Source organism: Streptomyces sp. SL06 (assembly GCF_058244745.1).
Window position 1 is genome coordinate 2,905,645 of record NZ_JBSYOT010000002.1, and the last position, 17,642, is coordinate 2,923,286.

Sequence of the window (17,642 nt, forward strand, 5' to 3'; positions counted from 1 at the left end):
CTCACGCTCCCGTGGCGACGAGGACGGCGGCGACCGCGAGGACGACGGTGCCGGCGAGCAGCGCGCTCACATAGGTCTGCACATTGCCGGTCTGGGCGCGGCGTACGGCGGCCCCCAGCCAGCGGGGCAGGGTGCCCGCCCCGCGTACGTAGGTGTCGACGACCTCGCGGTCGAGGAAGCGGACGAGGCTCGCGCCGGCCCGCACGGGGCGGACGAAGAGCGCCGTGTACACCGCGTCCAGGTGGAAGCCGACGGCCGCGTGCCGGTGCAGCGGCCCCAGCAGGAGCCGTCCGGGGTCCGACGGGTCGGGGGCGTCGGCGATGTTCCCGTAGGCGGGCTCGTGGCTGGCGATGGCCTCGGCCTCCACCAGGCCGGCGTCGCCCTCCGGGTGGGCGGCGACGGCGCCGAGCGGGGGCCGGTCCGCGAGCGCCGTGGTGTGGCGCCAGGCGGCGTAGGTGACGAGGCCGCCGACCAGGGCCACGCCCGTGCCGAGCACGGAGGTGGTGAGGGTCGGGGTGAGGTCCTGGCCGTCGAACCAGTCGGGCAGCAGCCGGAAGGCCAGGCCGCCGAGGGCCAGTGACGGGACGGCGAGCGCCCAGAGCACGGCGTTCATGACCATCGGCTGCCTGCCGTGGTCGGGGGCCTCGATGCCCCGGCCGCGGAAGGCGAGCAGCCACAGGCGCGTCGCGTACGCGGCGGTGAGCAGGGCCGTGACCACGCCGGCGATCAGGACGGTCCAGCCCGCGGCGCCGGGCGCGTGCTCGGTGTGGCCGGTGGCCACGTGCTCCGCGGCGCCGAGGACGGACTCCTTGGAGAAGAAGCCGCTGAAGGGAGGGATCGCGGCGAGTGCGAGCAGTGCCACGGTCATCGTCCAGTAGGCGTCCGGGACGCGGTCGCGCAGGTGGCGCATGCGGGACATGGCGGCCAGCGAGTTGGTGCCGGCGGCGTGGATGATCACGCCGACGGCGAGGAAGAGCAGCGCCTTGAAGGCGCCGTGGGTGAGGAGGTGGAAGACGGCGGCGCCGCGGTCGCCCGTGGCGAGGGCGCCGGTCATGTAGCCGAGTTGTCCGATCGTCGAGTAGGCGAGGACGCGCTTGATGTCGTCCTGGGCGAGCGCGGCGAGCGCCGAGCCGACCATCGTGACGGCGGCCATGACGGCGAGGACGACCATTGCGGCCCGTGAGGCCTCGAAGAGCGGGAGGAGCCGGGCGACGAAGTAGACACCGGCGGCGACCATCGTCGCGGCGTGGATGAGCGCGGAGACGGGTGTCGGGCCCGCCATCGCGTCGGGGAGCCAGGTGTGCAGCGGGAACTGCGCCGACTTGCCCGCCACGCCTGCCAGGAGCAGCAGGGCGATCGGCGTGGGGTGGTCGAGCGAGCCGTTCGCCACCGCGCCGAGGACCTTGGTGATGCGGAAGGAGCCGGTGTCGCCGGCCAGCGCCAGCAGGCCGATCAGGAAGGGGACGTCACCGAGCTTGGTCACCAGGAAGGCCTTGAGGGAGGCCGCGCGCGCCTGTGGGGTCTCCCAGTAGTGGCCGACCAGGAAGTACGAGCAGATGCCCATGATCTCCCAGCCGACCAGGAGCACCATCAGATCGCCGGAGTAGACGACGAGGAACATCGCGAAGGTGAACAGGGAGACCAGAGCGGCGTACGAGGGGTAGCGCGGGTCGTCGCGCAGGTAGCCCGTCGAGTAGATCTGCACGCAGGTGGCGACGCAGCCGACCAGGACGGCGACGAGGGCGGCGAAGCCGTCGATGTGCAGGGCGAGTTCGACGGGGACGGAGCCGGTGGGCGTCAGCTCCGTGGCGGCGTCGACGGCCCGGCCGCCGCCCTGGCGGGCCGCGACGAGTACGGCGAGGACGAGGGCCGCCAGGGTCGGCAGTACGGCGAGGGGGCGGACGTATCCGGGCGCCGTGCGGCCCAGGAGGAGGCCGGCGGCGGCCCCCAGGAAGGGAAGGAGGGGGACGAGTACGGCGAGGGTGGTCGTGGTCACGCGGGGGCCTCAGCCTTCTCGGCGGCCGTCCCGGTCGCGGGGGTGTCGGGTTCGTCGGGGTCGTTGCCCTCGGCGGTGTCGCGGAGCTTGTCGATGTCCGAGGTGCCGCGGTTGCGGTGGACGGCGAGCACGATCGCGAGGCCGATGCCGATCTCGGCGGCGGCGATGGCGATGGTGAACAGGGTCAGGGCCTGGCCGGAGTGCAGGCTCTCCTCGGCGGCCCTGCTGAGCCAGACGTTGAAGGCGACCAGGTTGAGGTTGACGGCGTTGAGCATCAGCTCGACCGACATCAGGACGAGGATCGCGTTGCGGCGGGCGAGGACGCCGTAGACGCCCGTGCAGAAGAGGAGGGCGGAGAGGACGGCGGGATAGGCGAGGTGCATCAGCGGACACCGCCCTGGTCGGCGCGGCCTTGGTCGGCCTCCTGGTCGGGGGCGGGCGCCTGGTCGGGGGCGGGCGCCTGGTCGGGGGCGGGCGCCTGGTCGGGGGCGGGCGCCTGGTCCGTTCCGGCCCTGCGGGACAGGACGATGGCGCCGACCAGGGCGGCGAGGAGGAGGACGGAGAGGGCCTCGAAGGGGAGAACCCAGTTCTGGAAGAGGCTCGCTCCGGTGACGGCGGTGGAGCCGGCGGCCGGGCCGTCCAGGTCGATCCAGGTGGTGCGGAAGGCGTCCACGACGACCCACACCAGCGCCGCCGCGGAGGCCGCGGCCACCGTGAGGGCGGCCCAGCGGTTGCCGGAATCGGCGTCCGGGGACCGGCCGATGGGTGCCCTGGTGAGCATCAGGCCGAACAGGATGAGGACGACGACGGCACCGACGTAGATGAGGACCTGCACCCAGGCGATGAACTCGGCGGTGAGGAGGAGGTATTCGACGGCGAGGCCGCCGAGGGCGACCACCAGCCACAGGGCGGCGTGGACGAGCTGCCGGGTGGTGACGGTGACGACGGCGGCGCCGAAGGTGACGAGACCGACGAGGAGGAAGGCGATCTCGACGCCGGTCGGGGAGAGGAAGCCGTGGGACTCGGCGGCGGCGGTCGTCGGGTGCGCGTGCGCGGCGAGGTGGCCGGCGGTCGTTGCGAGGGTCATGCCCGGCCCTCCTGTGCGGGCCGGTCCGTCTGCTGCTGGGCGGCCAGTTTGTCGGCGGTCTTGCGGGCGGCGGCGAGTTCCTTGGGCTCCTCCGCGGCGGGGTCCAGGGCGGGCGGGGCCGGGACCGTCCACATCCACTCGCGGAGCTTGTCGCGTTCGTGGGTGAGGTCGCGGATGTCGGTCTCGGCGTACTCGAACTCCGGGGACCAGAACAGGGCGTCGAAAGGACAGACCTCGATGCAGATACCGCAGTACATGCACAGGGAGAAGTCGATGGCGAAGCGGTCGAGGACGTTGCGGCTGCGGTCGCGGCCCCCGGGGGTCGCGGCCGGGACCGTCTCCTTGTGGGAGTCGATGTAGATGCACCAGTCGGGGCACTCGCGGGCGCACAGCATGCAGACCGTGCAGTTCTCCTCGAACAGGCCGATCACGCCGCGGGTGCGGGGCGGCAGGTCTGGCTGGGCGTCGGGGTACTGCTCGGTGACGGTCTTCCTCGTCATCGTGCGCAGGGTGACGGCCAGGCCCTTGGCCAGGCCGCTGCCGGGGACGGGGGCCATTACGCGATCACCACCTTGACGATGCCGGTGAGGGCGATCTGGGCGAGGGAGAGGGGGACGAGGAGGGTCCAGGACAGTTTCTGGAGCTGGTCCTCGCGCAGGCGCGGGTAGGTCACGCGCAGCCAGATCACGACGAAGGCGAGGACGGCCGTCTTCAGCAGGGTCCACACCCAGCCGAGGCCGTCGGCGCCCCAGGGGCCGTGCCAGCCGCCCAGGAAGAGGACGGTGGTCAGTCCGCACAGGACGACGATCCCGGCGTACTCGGCGAGGAGGAACAGGGCGAAGCGCAGGCCGGTGTACTCGGTGTAGGCGCCGAAGATGATCTCCGAGTCGGCGACCGGCATGTCGAACGGGGGGCGTTGCAGTTCGGCCAGCCCGGCGACGAAGAAGACGATCGCGCCGACGATCTGCCAGGGCAGCCACCACCACTCGAAGGCGTCGAGGATGCCGACGAGCGAGACCGTGCCGGCCGCCATGGCGACGGAGGCGGCGGTGAGCAGCATCGGGAGTTCGTACGCGAGGAGTTGGGCGGCGGTGCGCAGGCCGCCGAGGAGGGAGAACTTGTTGGCGGAGGACCAGCCGGCCATGAGCGAGCCGAGGACACCGACGCCCATGACGGCGAGGACGAAGAAGACGCCCGCGTCGATGACCTGGCCGACCGCGCCCTCTCCGGGGCCGATGGGGATGGCCAGGACGACCAGGAGGTACGGGAGCAGCGCCACGGCGGGGGCGAGTTGGAAGATACGGCGGTCCGCGTCGGCGGGGACCACGTCCTCCTTCTGCGCGAACTTCACCCCGTCCGCGACGAGTTGGGCCCAGCCGTGGAAGCCGCCGGCGTACATCGGACCGAGGCGGCCCTGCATGTGGGCCATCACCTTGTGCTCGGTCTGGCCGACGAGCAGCGGGAAGGTGAGGAAGACGACGAAGACGATCAGGAGGCGCAGGGTGACGTTGAGCGCGTCGTTCACCGGGGGCCTCCTGGGGGGTTCGTCGGGTCGTTCCGGGGGCTGTCTGAGTCACTTGTCGTGTCGGGCTCTTCGGGAGTGCCGGGGTCACCGGGCGTGCCCAAGTCACCGGGCGTGCCCGGCTCACCGGGGCTGCCGGAGCCACCCGGGGCGTCCGACTCATCGGGAGCACCGGAGGCACCGGGGCTCTCCGGCTCGTCCGGGGCACCGGAGTCACCGGGACTGCCCGGCCGGTCCGGAGCCTCCGGGGCGGGGGTGGCGTCCGGGCTCGGTTCCGTTCGTCGGCGGGGCTCGGGCTCGGCCGTGTCGTCGAACGCCGGGCGGGCGTGATGCCACGGGGCGTCCGGGCTGCGGGGGGTCGCGGGCGCCGGTTCCGTGGGGCGCGCGGACGTGGCCGCGGCGTCGCCGTCGCCGCCACTGGTGCCGGGCTCGGTGTCCGCCGCGTCCGGCTGACCGGCGTCGGCCGCCGCCCGCCGGCTCGCCGGGACCGGCGACGTGCTGCGGGCACCCCTGGGCGCGGCGGCGCCGTCCGGCCGGTCGCCGTCCCCGCCCCGCGGTGGGCTTGAGCCTTCGTCGGCACCCGGTGCGCGGCGCGGCGTCGAGGCACCCGAGTCGGCGGTGTCCTGCTGCCCGTCAGCCGTCTCGGCGGCGGGCGGCGCCTCCGCAGGAGTGTCCGCCCGCTGGGACGCGGACCCCCCGGCCGCGCTGCGCGCACGTCGCGCCACCGGGCCGGCCGACGGCTCGGCACCCGGGGCGGCCTGACTGGCGGAGCCCTCCGCCGCCGTACGCGACCGGCGCGGACCCGCCGTACCCCGGCCCGCCGAACCCTCCACACCCGGAGCCGCCTGACTCGCCGAACCCTCCCCTGCCGTGCGCGACCGGCGGGGTGGGCGGTCCGTGGGGGGTGTTCCCGCTGGGCGGCCCGTTCCGCGGGGTGGGCGGGAGGGGGCGGGGGGCAGTTGGCCCTTCAGGGGGCCCCATTCGTTGGGGTCGGGGACGCCCGGTGGGAGCATCTGGCGGCGACGGGGGCCGCCGTGCTCGGACTCGCCCGGTTCCTTGGCCCCCGGCCACGCCTTGGCGACGCGGGCGGCGAGGACGAAGTCCTTGCGCAGCGGGTGGCCCTCGAAGCCCTCCGGCAGGAGCAGGTGGTCCAGCCCGGGGTGGTCCTCGAAGGCGACGCCGAACATCTCGTGGGTCTCGCGTTCGTGCCAGGCCGCGCCCGCGTACACGTCGACGGCGGTCGGCAGGACCGGGGACTCGTGCGGGACCGTCGTACGCAGCAGCAGCCGGCGTACCGGTCCGAGCGCCACGACGTGGGCCGCGACGCGGAACCCCGTGCCTGGTTCGTCGACCGCGCTCAGCCAGTCGAAGTACGTGCAGCCCAGCCGGTCGCGCGCGGTCCGCAGGGCGGGGATCCAGGACGCCGGCGGTACGTCCACGGTCAGGACGCCGTACGACTCCTCGGCCGTGGCCTGTGTGCCGAAGAGTTCCCCGGCGTCGGCGGGCAGCCAGCCGACCGCGGTCACCGCCCCTCCCCCGAGCCGGAGGCCGAACCCGAACCCGAGCCCGGGGTCGGGGTCGGGGTCGGCGGTCGCACCAGGCCGCTGCGCAGCGCGGCCGTCGAGGGCCGGGGCACGGCGCCGTACCGCTCCCCCAGCGACTCCCGGGCGATCTTCTCCTGGAGCTTGAGGATGCCCTGGAGCAGCGCCTCGGGGCGCGGCGGGCAGCCGGGGACGTAGACGTCGACGGGGATGATCTGGTCGACCCCCTTCGTCACGGAGTAGGAATCCCAGTACGGGCCACCGCAGTTGGAGCAGGCGCCGAAGGAGATGGCGTACTTCGGCTCGGGCATCTGCTCGTACAGGCGTTTGACGGCCGGCGCCATCTTGTCGGTCACCGTGCCCGAGACGACCATCAGGTCGGCCTGGCGGGGGCCCGGCGCGAAGGGGATGACGCCGAGCCGGATGAAGTCGTGGCGGGCCATCGACGCGGCGATGAACTCGATGGCGCAGCAGGCGAGGCCGAAGTTGAAGACCCAGAGGGAGTACCGGCGGCCCCAGTTGAGGACGACCTTCATCGGCTCGGGGGCCAGGCGTGCGAGCGTGCCCAGCCTCTTGGGCTCCGGCAGCGGCACGGGGGCGGAATCGGAGGGGTTCACGTCCACGACAGGACGCCCTTCTTGTATGCGTACAACAGCCCCACGGCGAGGAAGCCGAGGAAGACGAACATCTCCACGAGGGTCGTCGCGCCGTAACCGGGGTCGGCGAAGACCGTCGCCCAGGGGAAGAGGAAGATCGAGTCGACCGCGAAGACGACGTAGAGGAAGGCGTAGACGTAGTAGCGGACCTGGGTGTGCGCCCAGCCCTCGCCCACGGGGTCGACACCGCACTCGTACGTCAGCAGCTTCTCCGGCGTCGGGACCACGGGCCGCAGCAGGCGCCCGGCTCCGAAGGCGACGGCGACGAAGAGCACCCCCACGAGGGCGAGCAGTCCGACGACCGAGTAGGACTGGAAGTAGTCCGAGGCAAGCCCGACGGTCGCATCGGCGGAGACATCGCCGGCGGTCATGTGGCCGACGGTCGGTTCCGGCACGTGCGCCCCTCGCTCCCTGTCCTGAACACCGGTGTTCGACGATCTGTACGCACGGGAGTCTAGGGCCTGTTAAAGGGGCGGTAAGCAGTCCGTCGCACCTTGGGACGCGGGGTGGGGTTTTCCTCAGTGGATCCCGGCGGGTCCACCTCATGGCGTCGTGCCGCAGCGCACGGCACGCTGACTCGTATGACCGAACACCTCTCGGCACCGGCACCCGCCCGGACCACCGGCGCGGCGACCGGCGACCGCCCGCCGCCGGCCCGTTTCGCCTACGACCGGCACACCTGGAAGGAGATCGCCCACCTGCTGGCGAATCTCCCGGCGTCGCTGCTCGGATTCGTCTACGTCGTGACGACGCTGTCCGTCGGCGTCGGGTTGACGGTCACGGTGATCGGGTTCCCGCTGCTGGCGGCCGGACTGCTGGGCGCCCGGCAGCTCGGCAAGCTGGAGCGGGCGCGGGCCCGGGTGCTGCTCGGGGTGCGGGTGGAGGAGCCGAGCCCGCTGCCGTTGCGGAGCGGGAGCGGGTTCTTCGCGCAGCTGTGGATGTCCTTGAAGGACCCGGTGGGCTGGCGCACGGTCCTGTACGACTTCATCCGGTTCCCCTGGGGCGTTCTCACCTTCGCCGTCACGCTGGCGTCGTTGTTCGTGCTGTGGCCGGTGCTGCCGTTCATCGCGCGGGGCTTGGCCAACGCGGACCGGGCGATGGTGCGCGCGCTGCTCTCCCCGTCCGACGAGCTGGAGCGGCGGATCGCCGAGCTGGAGTCGGACCGGGGGGTCGTGGTCGACACGGCCGCCGCCGACCTGCGGCGCATCGAACGCGATCTGCACGACGGGGCGCAGGCCCGCCTGGTCAATCTGGCGATGGGGCTGGGCCTGGCCAAGGAGAAGCTGCTGGAGGATCCCGACGCGGCGGCCGCGATGGTCGACGAGGCGCACGGCGAGGTGAAGCTCGCCCTTCAGGAGCTGCGGGACCTGGCGCGCGGCATCCATCCCGCGGTGCTGACCGACCGCGGTCTTGACGCGGCGCTCTCCTCCGTCGCCTCCCGCTGCACCGTGCCGGTCAGGGTGACGGTCGACCTGGCGGAGCGGCCCGCGGCGGCCATTGAGGGCATCGCCTACTTCACCGTCTCGGAGCTGCTCCAGAACATCAGCAAGCACAGCGGGGCCAGGTCCGGGTCCGTGGAGGTGTGGCGGTCCGCCGACCGGCTGCTCATACAGGTGGGCGACGACGGCCGCGGGGGCGCGCGCCTCGACGGCGGTACGGGGATGAAGGGGCTCGCGGACCGGCTGAGCGCCGTCGACGGCCTCTTCGTCGTGGACTCGCCGGAGGGCGGTCCGACGGTGGTCACGGCGGAGCTGCCGTGGCGCGACCGCGCGAACGCCGACGCCGCGTCCGGCACGAGGTGACGGACGGGTGCGGCGGACGCGCCCGTGCGAGGTGGGGAAAACCCCCCGCCGCGGACGCCGACGGGCTCCATGGCCCGTGGGCCCGCGGTCGAGGAGGGTGGAGTAACAGGAGCACAGCCGTAGTACGAGGAGAAGGACGGCACCGATGGCCACGGATTACGGACAGGACTACGGGTTCGGAAGCGGGCCCGGATTCCCCGGGGAGACCGGTGCGCGTCGCCACCGGCTGCCGGCGGGGCTGCGGGCACCGTTCGAGGCGCGCAGTTGGCGCGAGTTCGGCTATGTGCTGGTGAGCCTGCCGATCGGCGTCCTGCTCTTCACGTACGCCGTCACGATGGTGTCGCTGGGGGCGGGCCTGCTGGTGACGTTCCTGGGGGTGCCGGTGCTGGCGGCGGCGCTGGCCGGATGCCGGGGCTTCGGGGCGATGGAGCGGGCGCGGGCCCGCGCGCTGCTGGGGCTGCGGGTGTCCGAACCGGAGCCGCTGCGGCTGAAGAAGCAGGGCGCGATGGGCTGGATGGGAGCCGTCCTCAAGAGCGGCGCCTCCTGGCGGAGTCTGCTGTACGCGCTGTTGCAGTTCCCGTGGTCGGTGTTCTCGTTCGTCGTCGCCGTGAACGTCTGGGCGTTCGGGTGGGCGATGCTGACGTACCCGCTGTGGTTCTGGGTGTTCCCGATGTACGCCGGTCAGGACGGGCTCCAGCTGTACGGCGACGCGACGCACCGGGTCTACCTGGACAACCCCTTCGAGATCACCGTGACGGCGCTGGTCGGGCTGCTGTTCACGCTGGCGACGCCGTGGATCGTCCGGGCGCTGACGATGGTGGACCGGGTGATGGTGCACGGGCTGCTCGGGCCGTCGCGGCTGGTGACGCGGGTCGTGGAGCTGGAGTCGGACCGGGGGGTGGTGGTCGACACGGCCGCCGCCGACCTGCGGCGCATCGAGCGCGACCTGCACGACGGGGCGCAGGCCCGGCTGGTCGGCCTGGCCATGGATCTGGGGCTGGCCAAGGAGAAGCTGAGGGAGGACCCGCAGGCCGCGGCGGTCATGGTGGACGAGGCGCACGGCGAGGTGAAGACGGCGCTCCAGGAGTTGCGGGACCTGGCCCGCGGGATCCACCCGGCGGTGCTGACCGACCGCGGTCTTGACGCGGCGCTCTCCTCGGTCGCCTCGCGCTGCACGGTGCCGGTGCGGGTGGAGGTCGATCTGACGGAGCGGCCGGCGTCCGCCATCGAGGGCATCGCGTACTTCACGGTGTCGGAGCTGCTCCAGAACATCAGCAAGCACGCGGGGTCCACGGCGGCGACCGTGGAGGTGTGGCGGGCGGAGGACCGGCTGATGCTCCAGGTCGTGGACAACGGCGTGGGCGGAGCGGCCGTGTCGCCCGGGTCGGGTCTCGCGGGGCTGGCGGAGCGGCTCGACGCGGTGGACGGGATCCTTGTGGTGGACTCGCCGGCCGGGGGGCCGACGCGTGTGACGGCGGAGCTGCCGTGGCGCAGCGAGCCGGCTCTCGGGTGAGCCGGCGGGGAGCGGCCGGACCCGGACCGGCGTCCCGTGCTTCCCGTTCTCTTCCTGTTGCCTCTTCCCGATGCTTCTTCCTGTGGCCTCTTCCTGTTGCTTCTTCTCGTGCCTCTTCCCGTTGCTCGAACGCATCCGGTCTCCGATGCTGGGATGCTGGACCCGTCGTACGACGGTTCGTGGCCGCGGCGTGGGCCGCGCGGGCCGTGAGACGGACGGGGCTGTGGGGGGCCGAGGATCGTGGAGGACAGAGTGCGGGTGGTCATCGCCGAGGATTCAGTGCTGCTCAGAGAGGGGCTGACCCGGTTGCTGACCGACCGCGGGCACGAGGTCGTGGCCGGTGTCGGGGACGGTGACGCACTGGTCAAGACCATCACCGAGCTGGACGCGCAGGGCGAGCTGCCGGACGTTGTGGTGGCGGACGTACGGATGCCGCCGACGCACACCGACGAGGGGGTGCGCGCCTCGGTGCAGTTGCGCAAGGCCCATCCCGGGCTCGGTGTACTGGTGCTCTCCCAGTATGTGGAGGAGCGTTACGCCACGGAGCTGCTGGCCGGTTCCAGCCGGGGCGTCGGCTATCTGCTCAAGGACCGGGTGGCCGAGGTGCGGGAGTTCGTGGACGCCGTGGTGCGGGTGGCGCAGGGCGGTACGGCCCTGGACCCGGAGGTGGTCGCGCAGTTGCTCGGGCGCAGCCGCAAGCAGGACGTGCTCGCGGGGCTCACCCCGCGGGAGCGGGAGGTACTGGGGCTCATGGCCGAGGGGCGGACGAACTCGGCGATCGCCCGGCAGCTCGTGGTGAGTGACGGGGCCGTGGAGAAGCACGTCAGCAACATCTTCATGAAGCTGGGTCTGTCCCCGAGCGACGGTGACCACCGGCGGGTTCTCGCCGTGCTCACCTATCTCAATTCCTGACACCGGTGGCCCACGCCTCGGGCACGTCGACCGGGCTCGACGGCCGGTCGTTCGCCCAGAACCCTCCGGAACTCCCTCCGGGACTCGTCCGGAACCCGTCCGGGAGACCGTGGAACGGCGGGGCCGCCGGGCGTCACCGAGTCGTGTCCATCATGCGAATGTCCACTGGAAGTGAACACCTGCGGACGTAGGGTTGATCCGGGACGGTCGGTGGTAGACCAGTCCCCGGACAGCCGTCTCGAGGGAGGTCCCGTTCAGTGACCAGCCAGGTCAGCAGCCCAGCGGAGCAGGCCGACGGAACCGTCGTAGGAGAGCAGCGCAAACCGGTCGGGACGAAGGACGTCCGCCGGCTGGACCGGGTGGTCATCAGGTTCGCGGGTGACTCGGGTGACGGGATGCAGCTCACGGGTGACCGTTTCACTTCGGAGACGGCGTCGTTCGGCAACGACTTGTCGACGTTGCCGAATTTCCCGGCCGAGATCCGGGCGCCTGCGGGGACGCTGCCGGGTGTCTCGTCCTTCCAGCTGCATTTCGCCGATCACGACATCCTCACGCCGGGGGACGCGCCGGACGTGCTGGTGGCGATGAACCCGGCCGCGCTGAAGGCGAACATCGGTGATCTGCCGCGCGGTGCGGAGATCATCGTGGACACGGACGAGTTCACCCGGCGCGCGATGCTGAAGGTCGGCTATGACACCTCGCCCCTGGAGGACGGCTCCCTGGAGGGCTACCGTCTGCATCCGGTGCCGCTGACGACGCTGACGGTGGAGGCGCTCAAGGAGTCCGGCCTGAGCCGCAAGGAGGCCGAGCGCAGCAAGAACATGTTCGCGCTGGGGCTGCTGTCGTGGATGTATCACCGGCCCACGCAGGGTACGGAGAGGTTTCTGAGGTCGAAGTTCGCGAAGAAGCCGGAGATCGCCGCGGCGAACATCGCCGCGTACCGGGCGGGCTGGAATTTCGGTGAGACGACGGAGGATTTCGCGGTCTCCTACGAGGTGGCGCCGGCCGGGTCGGCGTTCCCGCCCGGCCTGTACCGCAACATCTCCGGGAACCTGGCGCTGTCCTACGGTCTGATCGCCGCGGCGCGGCAGGCGGACCTGCCGCTGTTCCTGGGCTCGTATCCGATCACGCCGGCCTCGGACATCCTGCACGAGCTGTCGCGGCACAAGAATTTCGGGGTGCGCACCTTCCAGGCGGAGGACGAGATCGCGGGGATCGGGGCGGCGCTGGGCGCGGCGTTCGGCGGTTCGCTGGCGGTGACGACCACTTCCGGTCCGGGTGTGGCGCTCAAGAGCGAGACGATCGGGCTGGCGGTCTCCCTGGAGCTGCCGCTGCTGGTCGTGGACATCCAGCGGGGCGGCCCCTCGACGGGCCTGCCGACCAAGACGGAGCAGGCGGACCTGCTGCAGGCGATGTACGGGCGCAACGGTGAGGCACCGGTCCCGGTGATCGCCCCGCGCACCCCGGCGGACTGCTTCGGGGCGGCCCTGGAGGCGGCACGGATCGCGCTGGTCTACCGCACCCCGGTCCTCCTGCTCTCCGACGGCTACCTCGCCAACGGCAGCGAACCCTGGCGTATCCCCGAGCCGGACGAACTGCCGGACCTGAGCGTGCAGTTCGCCAAGGGCCCCAACCACACCCTGGACGACGGCACCGAGGTCTTCTGGCCCTACAAACGCGACCCGCACACCCTCGCCCGCCCCTGGGCCGTGCCCGGCACCCCCGGCCTGGAACACCGCATCGGCGGCATCGAGAAGCAGGACGGCACCGGGAACATCTCCTACGACCCGGCCAACCACGACCACATGGTCCGCACCCGCCAGGCCAGGATCGACGGCATCGACGTCCCCGACCTCCACGTCGACGACCCCGACCACGCCCGCACCCTCGTCCTGGGCTGGGGATCGACCTACGGCCCCATCACCGCCGCCGTACGCCGCCTGCGCACCGCCGGACAGCCCATCGCACAGGCCCACCTGCGCCACCTCAACCCCTTCCCCGCCAACCTCCACACCGTCCTCAAGCAGTACGACACGGTCGTCGTCCCCGAGATGAACCTCGGCCAGCTCGCCACCCTGATCCGGGCGAAGTACCTCGTCGACGCCCGCTCCTACAACCAGGTCAACGGCATGCCGTTCAAAGCCGAACAGCTCGCCACCGCCCTGAAGGAGGCCATCGATGACTGACCCCGCCGCACTGCTCCAGCTCGTGCCCAGGGCCCACGCCAAGCAGTCCATGAAGGACTTCAAGTCCGACCAGGAAGTACGCTGGTGCCCCGGCTGCGGCGACTACGCCATCCTCGCCGCCGTCCAGGGCTTCATGCCCCAGCTCGGCCTCGCCCGGGAAAACATCGTCTTCGTCTCCGGCATCGGCTGCTCCTCCCGCTTCCCGTACTACATGAACACCTACGGGATGCACTCCATCCACGGCCGCGCCCCCGCCATCGCCACCGGACTCGCCGCCTCCCGCCGCGACCTGTCCGTCTGGGTCGTCACCGGCGACGGCGACGCCCTCTCCATCGGCGGCAACCACCTCATCCACGCCCTGCGCCGCAACGTCAACCTCAAGATCCTGCTCTTCAACAACCGGATCTACGGCCTGACCAAGGGCCAGTACTCCCCCACCTCCGAGGTCGGCAAGATCACCAAATCGACCCCGATGGGCTCCCTCGACGCCCCCTTCAACCCCCTCTCCCTCGCCCTGGGCGCGGAAGCCTCCTTCGTCGCCCGGACCCTCGACTCCGACCGCAGACACCTCACCGAGGTCCTGCGCCAGGCCGCCGCCCACCCCGGCACCGCCCTGATCGAGATCTACCAGAACTGCAACATCTTCAACGACGGCGCCTTCGAAGCCCTCAAGGACAGACAACAGGCCGAGGAAGCAGTCATCCGCCTGGAACACGGCCACCCCATCCGCTTCGGCACCGACCACACCAAAGGCGTCGTACGCGACCCCCACACCGGCGACCTGACAACCGTCACCGTCACCCCGGACAACGAAACCGACATCCTCGTCCACGACGCCCACGCCACCTCCCCCACCACCGCCTTCGCCCTCACCCGCCTCGCCGACCCCGACACCCTCCACCACACCCCCATCGGCGTCCTGCGCTCCGTCCAACGCCCCGTCTACGACACCCTCATGGCCGCACAACTCGACACCGCCGCCCAACACGACGGCACAGGCGACCTCACCGCACTCCTCGCCGGCAACGACACCTGGACCGTCGTCGGCTGAGACCGGCGGCGCTTCGGCACAGCCCACCGGCCCGGACGGGACACGTCCGGGCCTCTCCGCATGCCCTCGGGCCCTCTACCCTTACTTGCACGTAAGTACCGCACTTCAAAGTATGCACTGTGATTTGGTTAGCGAGGCGCCTAGGGTCGGTGGCAACCGCACCCCACAAGGAGTACTGAAGCCATGAGCATCGTCGTCACCGGAGCCACCGGACACCTCGGCCGCCACGTCGTGCGGCAACTGCTGGAGAAGGTGCCGGCCGACCAGGTCACCGCCGTCGTCCGGGACCGCGCCAAGGCCGCCGACCTCGCCGCACTGGGCGTACGGCTCGCGGTCGCCGACTACAACTCCCCCGAGACCTTCGACAACGTCTTCGCATCCGGCGACCGGGTGCTGCTGATCTCCGGCAACGAGTTCGACAAGGGGCGCGTGGGCCAGCACACCGTCGTGATCGACGCGGCCGGGAAGGCCGGCGTCGCCCTGCTCGCCTACACCAGCGCCCCCGCCGGACTCAAGGCCGCGCTCGCCGACGACCACCGCGCCACCGAGGCGGTGCTGACCGGCTCGGGCGTGCCCTACGTCCTGCTGCGCAACGGCTGGTACCACGAGAACTACACCGAGCAGCTCGCCCCGGTCCTGGAGCACGGTGCCGTCGTACAGGCGGCCGGCGAGGGCCGGCTCTCCTCCGCCTCCCGCTCCGACTACGCGGCCGCCGCCGTCGCCGTACTGACCGGCGAGGGGCACGAGAACAAGGCGTACGAGCTGGGCGGCGACGAGGCGTGGAGCTTCGCCGAGTACGCGGCCGAGCTGAGCCGGCGGACCGGCAAGGAGATCGTCTACCGCCCCGTCTCCGTCGAGGCCCTCACCGGCATCCTGACCGGCGCCGGGCTGCCCGAGCCGCTGGCCGCCGTCCTCGCGGGCGTGGACGCCTCCATCGAGAAGGGCGAACTGGTCGTCTCCACCGGCGACCTGTCCCGGCTGATCGGCCGGCCGACCACACCGCTCGCCGAGGCCGTCGCCGCCGCGCTCAAGGGCTGACCGGCGCCGGACCGCACGGCACCCCGCCTGTCATGATCGTATTGCGAAACGGGTATGACAGGCGGCAGGTGGCGGCGTTACCTTCGTCGTGGCACGCGTCCGTCCCCGCGTGCCGCGCGCGAGAGGGAGGTGCCCGTGCCCGGGTCGTCCAGGAGTGAGCAGCGAATAGGCCTGCTGAACGGCTTCGCGGCATACGGCATGTGGGGCCTCGTCCCGCTGTTCTGGCCGCTGCTCAAGCCCGCGGGGGCCGGGGAGATCCTCGCTCACCGGATGGTGTGGTCCCTCGCCTTCGTCGCCGTCGCCCTGCTCTTCGTACGGCGCTGGTCCTGGGCCGGTGAGCTGCTGCGGCAGCCCCGCAGGCTCGCCCTGGTCACCGTGGCCGCGGCCGTCATCACGGTCAACTGGGGCGTCTACATCTGGGCCGTGAACAGCGGCCATGTCGTCGAGGCCTCGCTCGGGTACTTCATCAACCCGCTGGTCACCATCGCGATGGGCGTGCTGCTGCTCAAGGAACGGCTGCGGCCCGTGCAGTGGGCGGCGGTCGGGACCGGCTTCGCGGCCGTGCTCGTCCTCACCGTCGGCTTCGGCCGGCCGCCGTGGATCTCCCTCTGCCTCGCCTTCTCCTTCGCCACGTACGGCCTGGTGAAGAAGAAGGTCAACCTCGGCGGCGTCGAGTCGCTGACCGCCGAGACCGCGATCCAGTTCCTGCCCGCGCTCGGTTACCTGCTGTGGCTGGGCGCGCGGGGCGGGTCGACCTTCACCACGGAGGGCCTCGGGCACTCGGCGCTGCTCGCCGCGACCGGGGTGGTCACCGCGATCCCGCTGGTCTGCTTCGGCGCCGCGGCGATCCGCGTGCCGCTGTCCACGCTGGGGCTGCTGCAATACCTGGCCCCGGTCTTCCAGTTCCTGCTCGGCGTCCTGTACTTCCGTGAGTCCATGCCGCCCGAGCGGTGGGCCGGGTTCGCCCTGGTCTGGCTGGCCCTCACGCTGCTCACCTGGAACGCGCTGCGCACGGCCCGCCGGACCGCCCGGACGCTCAGGGAGCAACTGGAGCGGGCGGGCACCGGTGTGCCGCCGGGCGCGAGGGGCGGCCCGGGGGAGACGGGGGTCGTGGCCTCCGGAACGCCGGCCACCGGGTCCACCGGGTCCGGACGGCTCGGCACCAGGGCGTCGAAGCGGTAGCCTCCCCGCCCCTCCCCTCCTCACCAGCGCTTGTCGCGCCCGGGACGGAGGGGGCGCCTTGTCCTCGTGCGACAGCGGTGTCAGTCCGGGGGACACGGAGGCCAAGACCGGTAAGAACCGACTCCACCTCGACCTGCACTCGAACGAGGGACGGTGCCAGGACGAGGTCACCCGGCTGGAGGCACTGGGGGCCAGCGTGCTGCGGCAGGTGAAGGAGCCGGGCGGGGAGTGGGTGGTGATGGCGGACCCCAACACTTCTGACTATCGGTTCTGAGCGTATCGGCTGGTCCGGCAACACAGAAGCCCCGCACGGCACTTGGGCCGCACGGGGCGTTTTCATGTGCGCGGACGGGGCTTGTCCGGCGAGTGCTTCAGGGCATCAGCTCTCGTATGTCTCCAGACAGGCAGGGCACGTGGCGGCACGCTGCCACTCGGTGACCTTGCCTGTCTGGCCGCATACCGGCTTTCCGTCGCTGAGCTTGTGAACGGTCAGCACGTCGTCCCCGACCGTGCCCGTGAGTTCGCCAGTGGGCGCCAGGAGGTCTTGGTCATCGGTCATGGTCACTGGCTGGTCTTTCTGGTCGCGTTGCGGGGGTCGTTCGGGTGGCCCGAGAAGGTGTGGGTGTGCATGTCGATCACGACTTGGCGAGCCATCACGGTGCTGTTCGTCGCGATGGCGGCCGTCAGGCTTGCGCGTAGCCGGGCGCACACCGGGCACCTGTCGGGGTCTACTCGGTCGGCGCGAGGGGTTCTCAGGTCTGCATCCAGGAGCAGAAGCGGCGGTTCGCTCACCCGATGCTCGCCCCCTGGTGCCGGGGGCATGGGAGCGGGCAGGGAGGGGAGTTGGGGCCGGAGAGGTAGACGACCCCGGACTGTGTGTCGAGCGCCCCGCCGTACTGCGCCCACCAGCCCTCGGGCGAACCCGCATACGGTCCGGCGGGATCATCTACGAGACTGACCAGCTCAGGGGCGGGTAAAGGGCTGACGCGGACGCGGGACCGTTTCGCGGGGGCGGTCACTGGGGGCACTCCAAGTGCCGGTACCGAACGGCCGGACTGAGTGGGGCTTGCCGGAGTTCAACCCGGCGGCAGGGTTCGAGCGACTCGATTCGCTGCTCACAGTCAGGGCACGTCTCCCCTGAGGGCGCATAGGTCGT

At 71.6% G+C, this 17,642-nt stretch carries 16 protein-coding genes and 1 pseudogene; 8 read left to right on the forward strand and 9 right to left on the reverse strand.

The window, feature by feature from the left end; genetic code table 11:
* Position 1: 1 nt before the first annotated feature.
* Genes AC4IHM_RS13180 through AC4IHM_RS13215 form a run of 8 tightly spaced genes read right to left on the reverse strand, consistent with a single transcriptional unit; the run spans position 2 to position 7,197 of the window.
* Positions 2-1,996, reverse strand: coding sequence for an NADH-quinone oxidoreductase subunit 5 family protein (locus tag AC4IHM_RS13180; RefSeq protein WP_490867236.1), 1,995 nt, complete (start codon positions 1,994-1,996; stop codon positions 2-4).
* On the reverse strand, positions 1,993-2,379 hold the full coding sequence (gene nuoK / locus AC4IHM_RS13185) for an NADH-quinone oxidoreductase subunit NuoK (protein ID WP_490867237.1): 387 nt from the start codon (positions 2,377-2,379) through the stop codon (positions 1,993-1,995). Before nuoK ends, AC4IHM_RS13180 begins: the two co-directional genes overlap by 4 nt.
* Positions 2,379-3,083: an NADH-quinone oxidoreductase subunit J family protein gene (locus tag AC4IHM_RS13190; protein WP_490867238.1), complete on the reverse strand. Its 705-nt coding sequence runs from the start codon at positions 3,081-3,083 to the stop codon at positions 2,379-2,381. Before AC4IHM_RS13190 ends, nuoK begins: the two co-directional genes overlap by 1 nt.
* The gene (locus tag AC4IHM_RS13195; protein WP_490867239.1) at positions 3,080-3,640 is read right to left on the reverse strand and encodes a NuoI/complex I 23 kDa subunit family protein; all 561 of its coding nucleotides are present in this window, start codon (positions 3,638-3,640) and stop codon (positions 3,080-3,082) included. The genes AC4IHM_RS13190 and AC4IHM_RS13195 overlap by 4 nt, the downstream gene beginning before the upstream one ends.
* Positions 3,640-4,608 carry a complex I subunit 1/NuoH family protein gene (locus tag AC4IHM_RS13200; protein WP_490867240.1) on the reverse strand — a complete coding sequence of 323 codons (969 nt, stop codon included), beginning with the start codon at positions 4,606-4,608 and terminating at the stop codon, positions 3,640-3,642. Before AC4IHM_RS13200 ends, AC4IHM_RS13195 begins: the two co-directional genes overlap by 1 nt.
* Positions 4,605-6,131 (reverse strand): NADH-quinone oxidoreductase subunit C, encoded by a 1,527-nt coding sequence (locus AC4IHM_RS13205; RefSeq protein WP_490867241.1) that lies wholly within the window; start codon positions 6,129-6,131, stop codon positions 4,605-4,607. Before AC4IHM_RS13205 ends, AC4IHM_RS13200 begins: the two co-directional genes overlap by 4 nt.
* A complete protein-coding gene (locus AC4IHM_RS13210) occupies positions 6,128-6,769 on the reverse strand; it encodes an NADH-quinone oxidoreductase subunit B (RefSeq protein ID WP_490867242.1) in 642 nt (213 codons plus the stop codon). The genes AC4IHM_RS13205 and AC4IHM_RS13210 overlap by 4 nt, the downstream gene beginning before the upstream one ends.
* Positions 6,760-7,197: an NADH-quinone oxidoreductase subunit A gene (locus AC4IHM_RS13215; RefSeq protein ID WP_490867243.1), complete on the reverse strand. Its 438-nt coding sequence runs from the start codon at positions 7,195-7,197 to the stop codon at positions 6,760-6,762. The genes AC4IHM_RS13210 and AC4IHM_RS13215 overlap by 10 nt, the downstream gene beginning before the upstream one ends.
* Before the next feature lie 186 nt (positions 7,198-7,383).
* Here AC4IHM_RS13215 and AC4IHM_RS13220 point away from each other — a divergent pair, with 186 nt between their 5' ends.
* From AC4IHM_RS13220 to AC4IHM_RS13255, 8 genes and pseudogenes are all read left to right on the forward strand, one after another.
* Positions 7,384-8,604, forward strand: coding sequence for a sensor histidine kinase (locus AC4IHM_RS13220; protein WP_490867244.1), 1,221 nt, complete (start codon positions 7,384-7,386; stop codon positions 8,602-8,604).
* 145 nt (positions 8,605-8,749) lie between these two features.
* Entirely contained in the window at positions 8,750-10,117 is a 1,368-nt protein-coding gene (locus tag AC4IHM_RS13225; protein ID WP_490867245.1) for a sensor histidine kinase, read from the forward strand.
* Positions 10,118-10,369: 252 nt separating this feature from the next.
* Positions 10,370-11,029 carry a response regulator transcription factor gene (locus AC4IHM_RS13230; protein WP_490870823.1) on the forward strand — a complete coding sequence of 220 codons (660 nt, stop codon included), beginning with the start codon at positions 10,370-10,372 and terminating at the stop codon, positions 11,027-11,029.
* A gap of 257 nt (positions 11,030-11,286) precedes the next feature.
* Entirely contained in the window at positions 11,287-13,215 is a 1,929-nt protein-coding gene (locus tag AC4IHM_RS13235) for a 2-oxoacid:acceptor oxidoreductase subunit alpha (RefSeq protein ID WP_490867246.1), read from the forward strand.
* On the forward strand, positions 13,208-14,266 hold the full coding sequence (locus AC4IHM_RS13240) for a 2-oxoacid:ferredoxin oxidoreductase subunit beta (protein WP_490867247.1): 1,059 nt from the start codon (positions 13,208-13,210) through the stop codon (positions 14,264-14,266). Before AC4IHM_RS13235 ends, AC4IHM_RS13240 begins: the two co-directional genes overlap by 8 nt.
* A gap of 183 nt (positions 14,267-14,449) precedes the next feature.
* The gene (locus AC4IHM_RS13245) at positions 14,450-15,304 is read left to right on the forward strand and encodes an SDR family oxidoreductase (protein ID WP_490867248.1); all 855 of its coding nucleotides are present in this window, start codon (positions 14,450-14,452) and stop codon (positions 15,302-15,304) included.
* A 135-nt stretch (positions 15,305-15,439) separates the two neighbouring features.
* On the forward strand, positions 15,440-16,486 hold the full coding sequence (gene rarD / locus AC4IHM_RS13250) for an EamA family transporter RarD (protein WP_490867249.1): 1,047 nt from the start codon (positions 15,440-15,442) through the stop codon (positions 16,484-16,486).
* A 97-nt stretch (positions 16,487-16,583) separates the two neighbouring features.
* Positions 16,584-16,760: pseudogene (locus tag AC4IHM_RS13255) on the forward strand (VOC family protein); the annotation flags it as partial.
* A gap of 105 nt (positions 16,761-16,865) precedes the next feature.
* Here AC4IHM_RS13255 and AC4IHM_RS13260 read toward each other — a convergent pair.
* Entirely contained in the window at positions 16,866-17,045 is a 180-nt protein-coding gene (locus AC4IHM_RS13260) for a hypothetical protein (protein WP_490867250.1), read from the reverse strand.
* Positions 17,046-17,642: the final 597 nt, after the last annotated feature.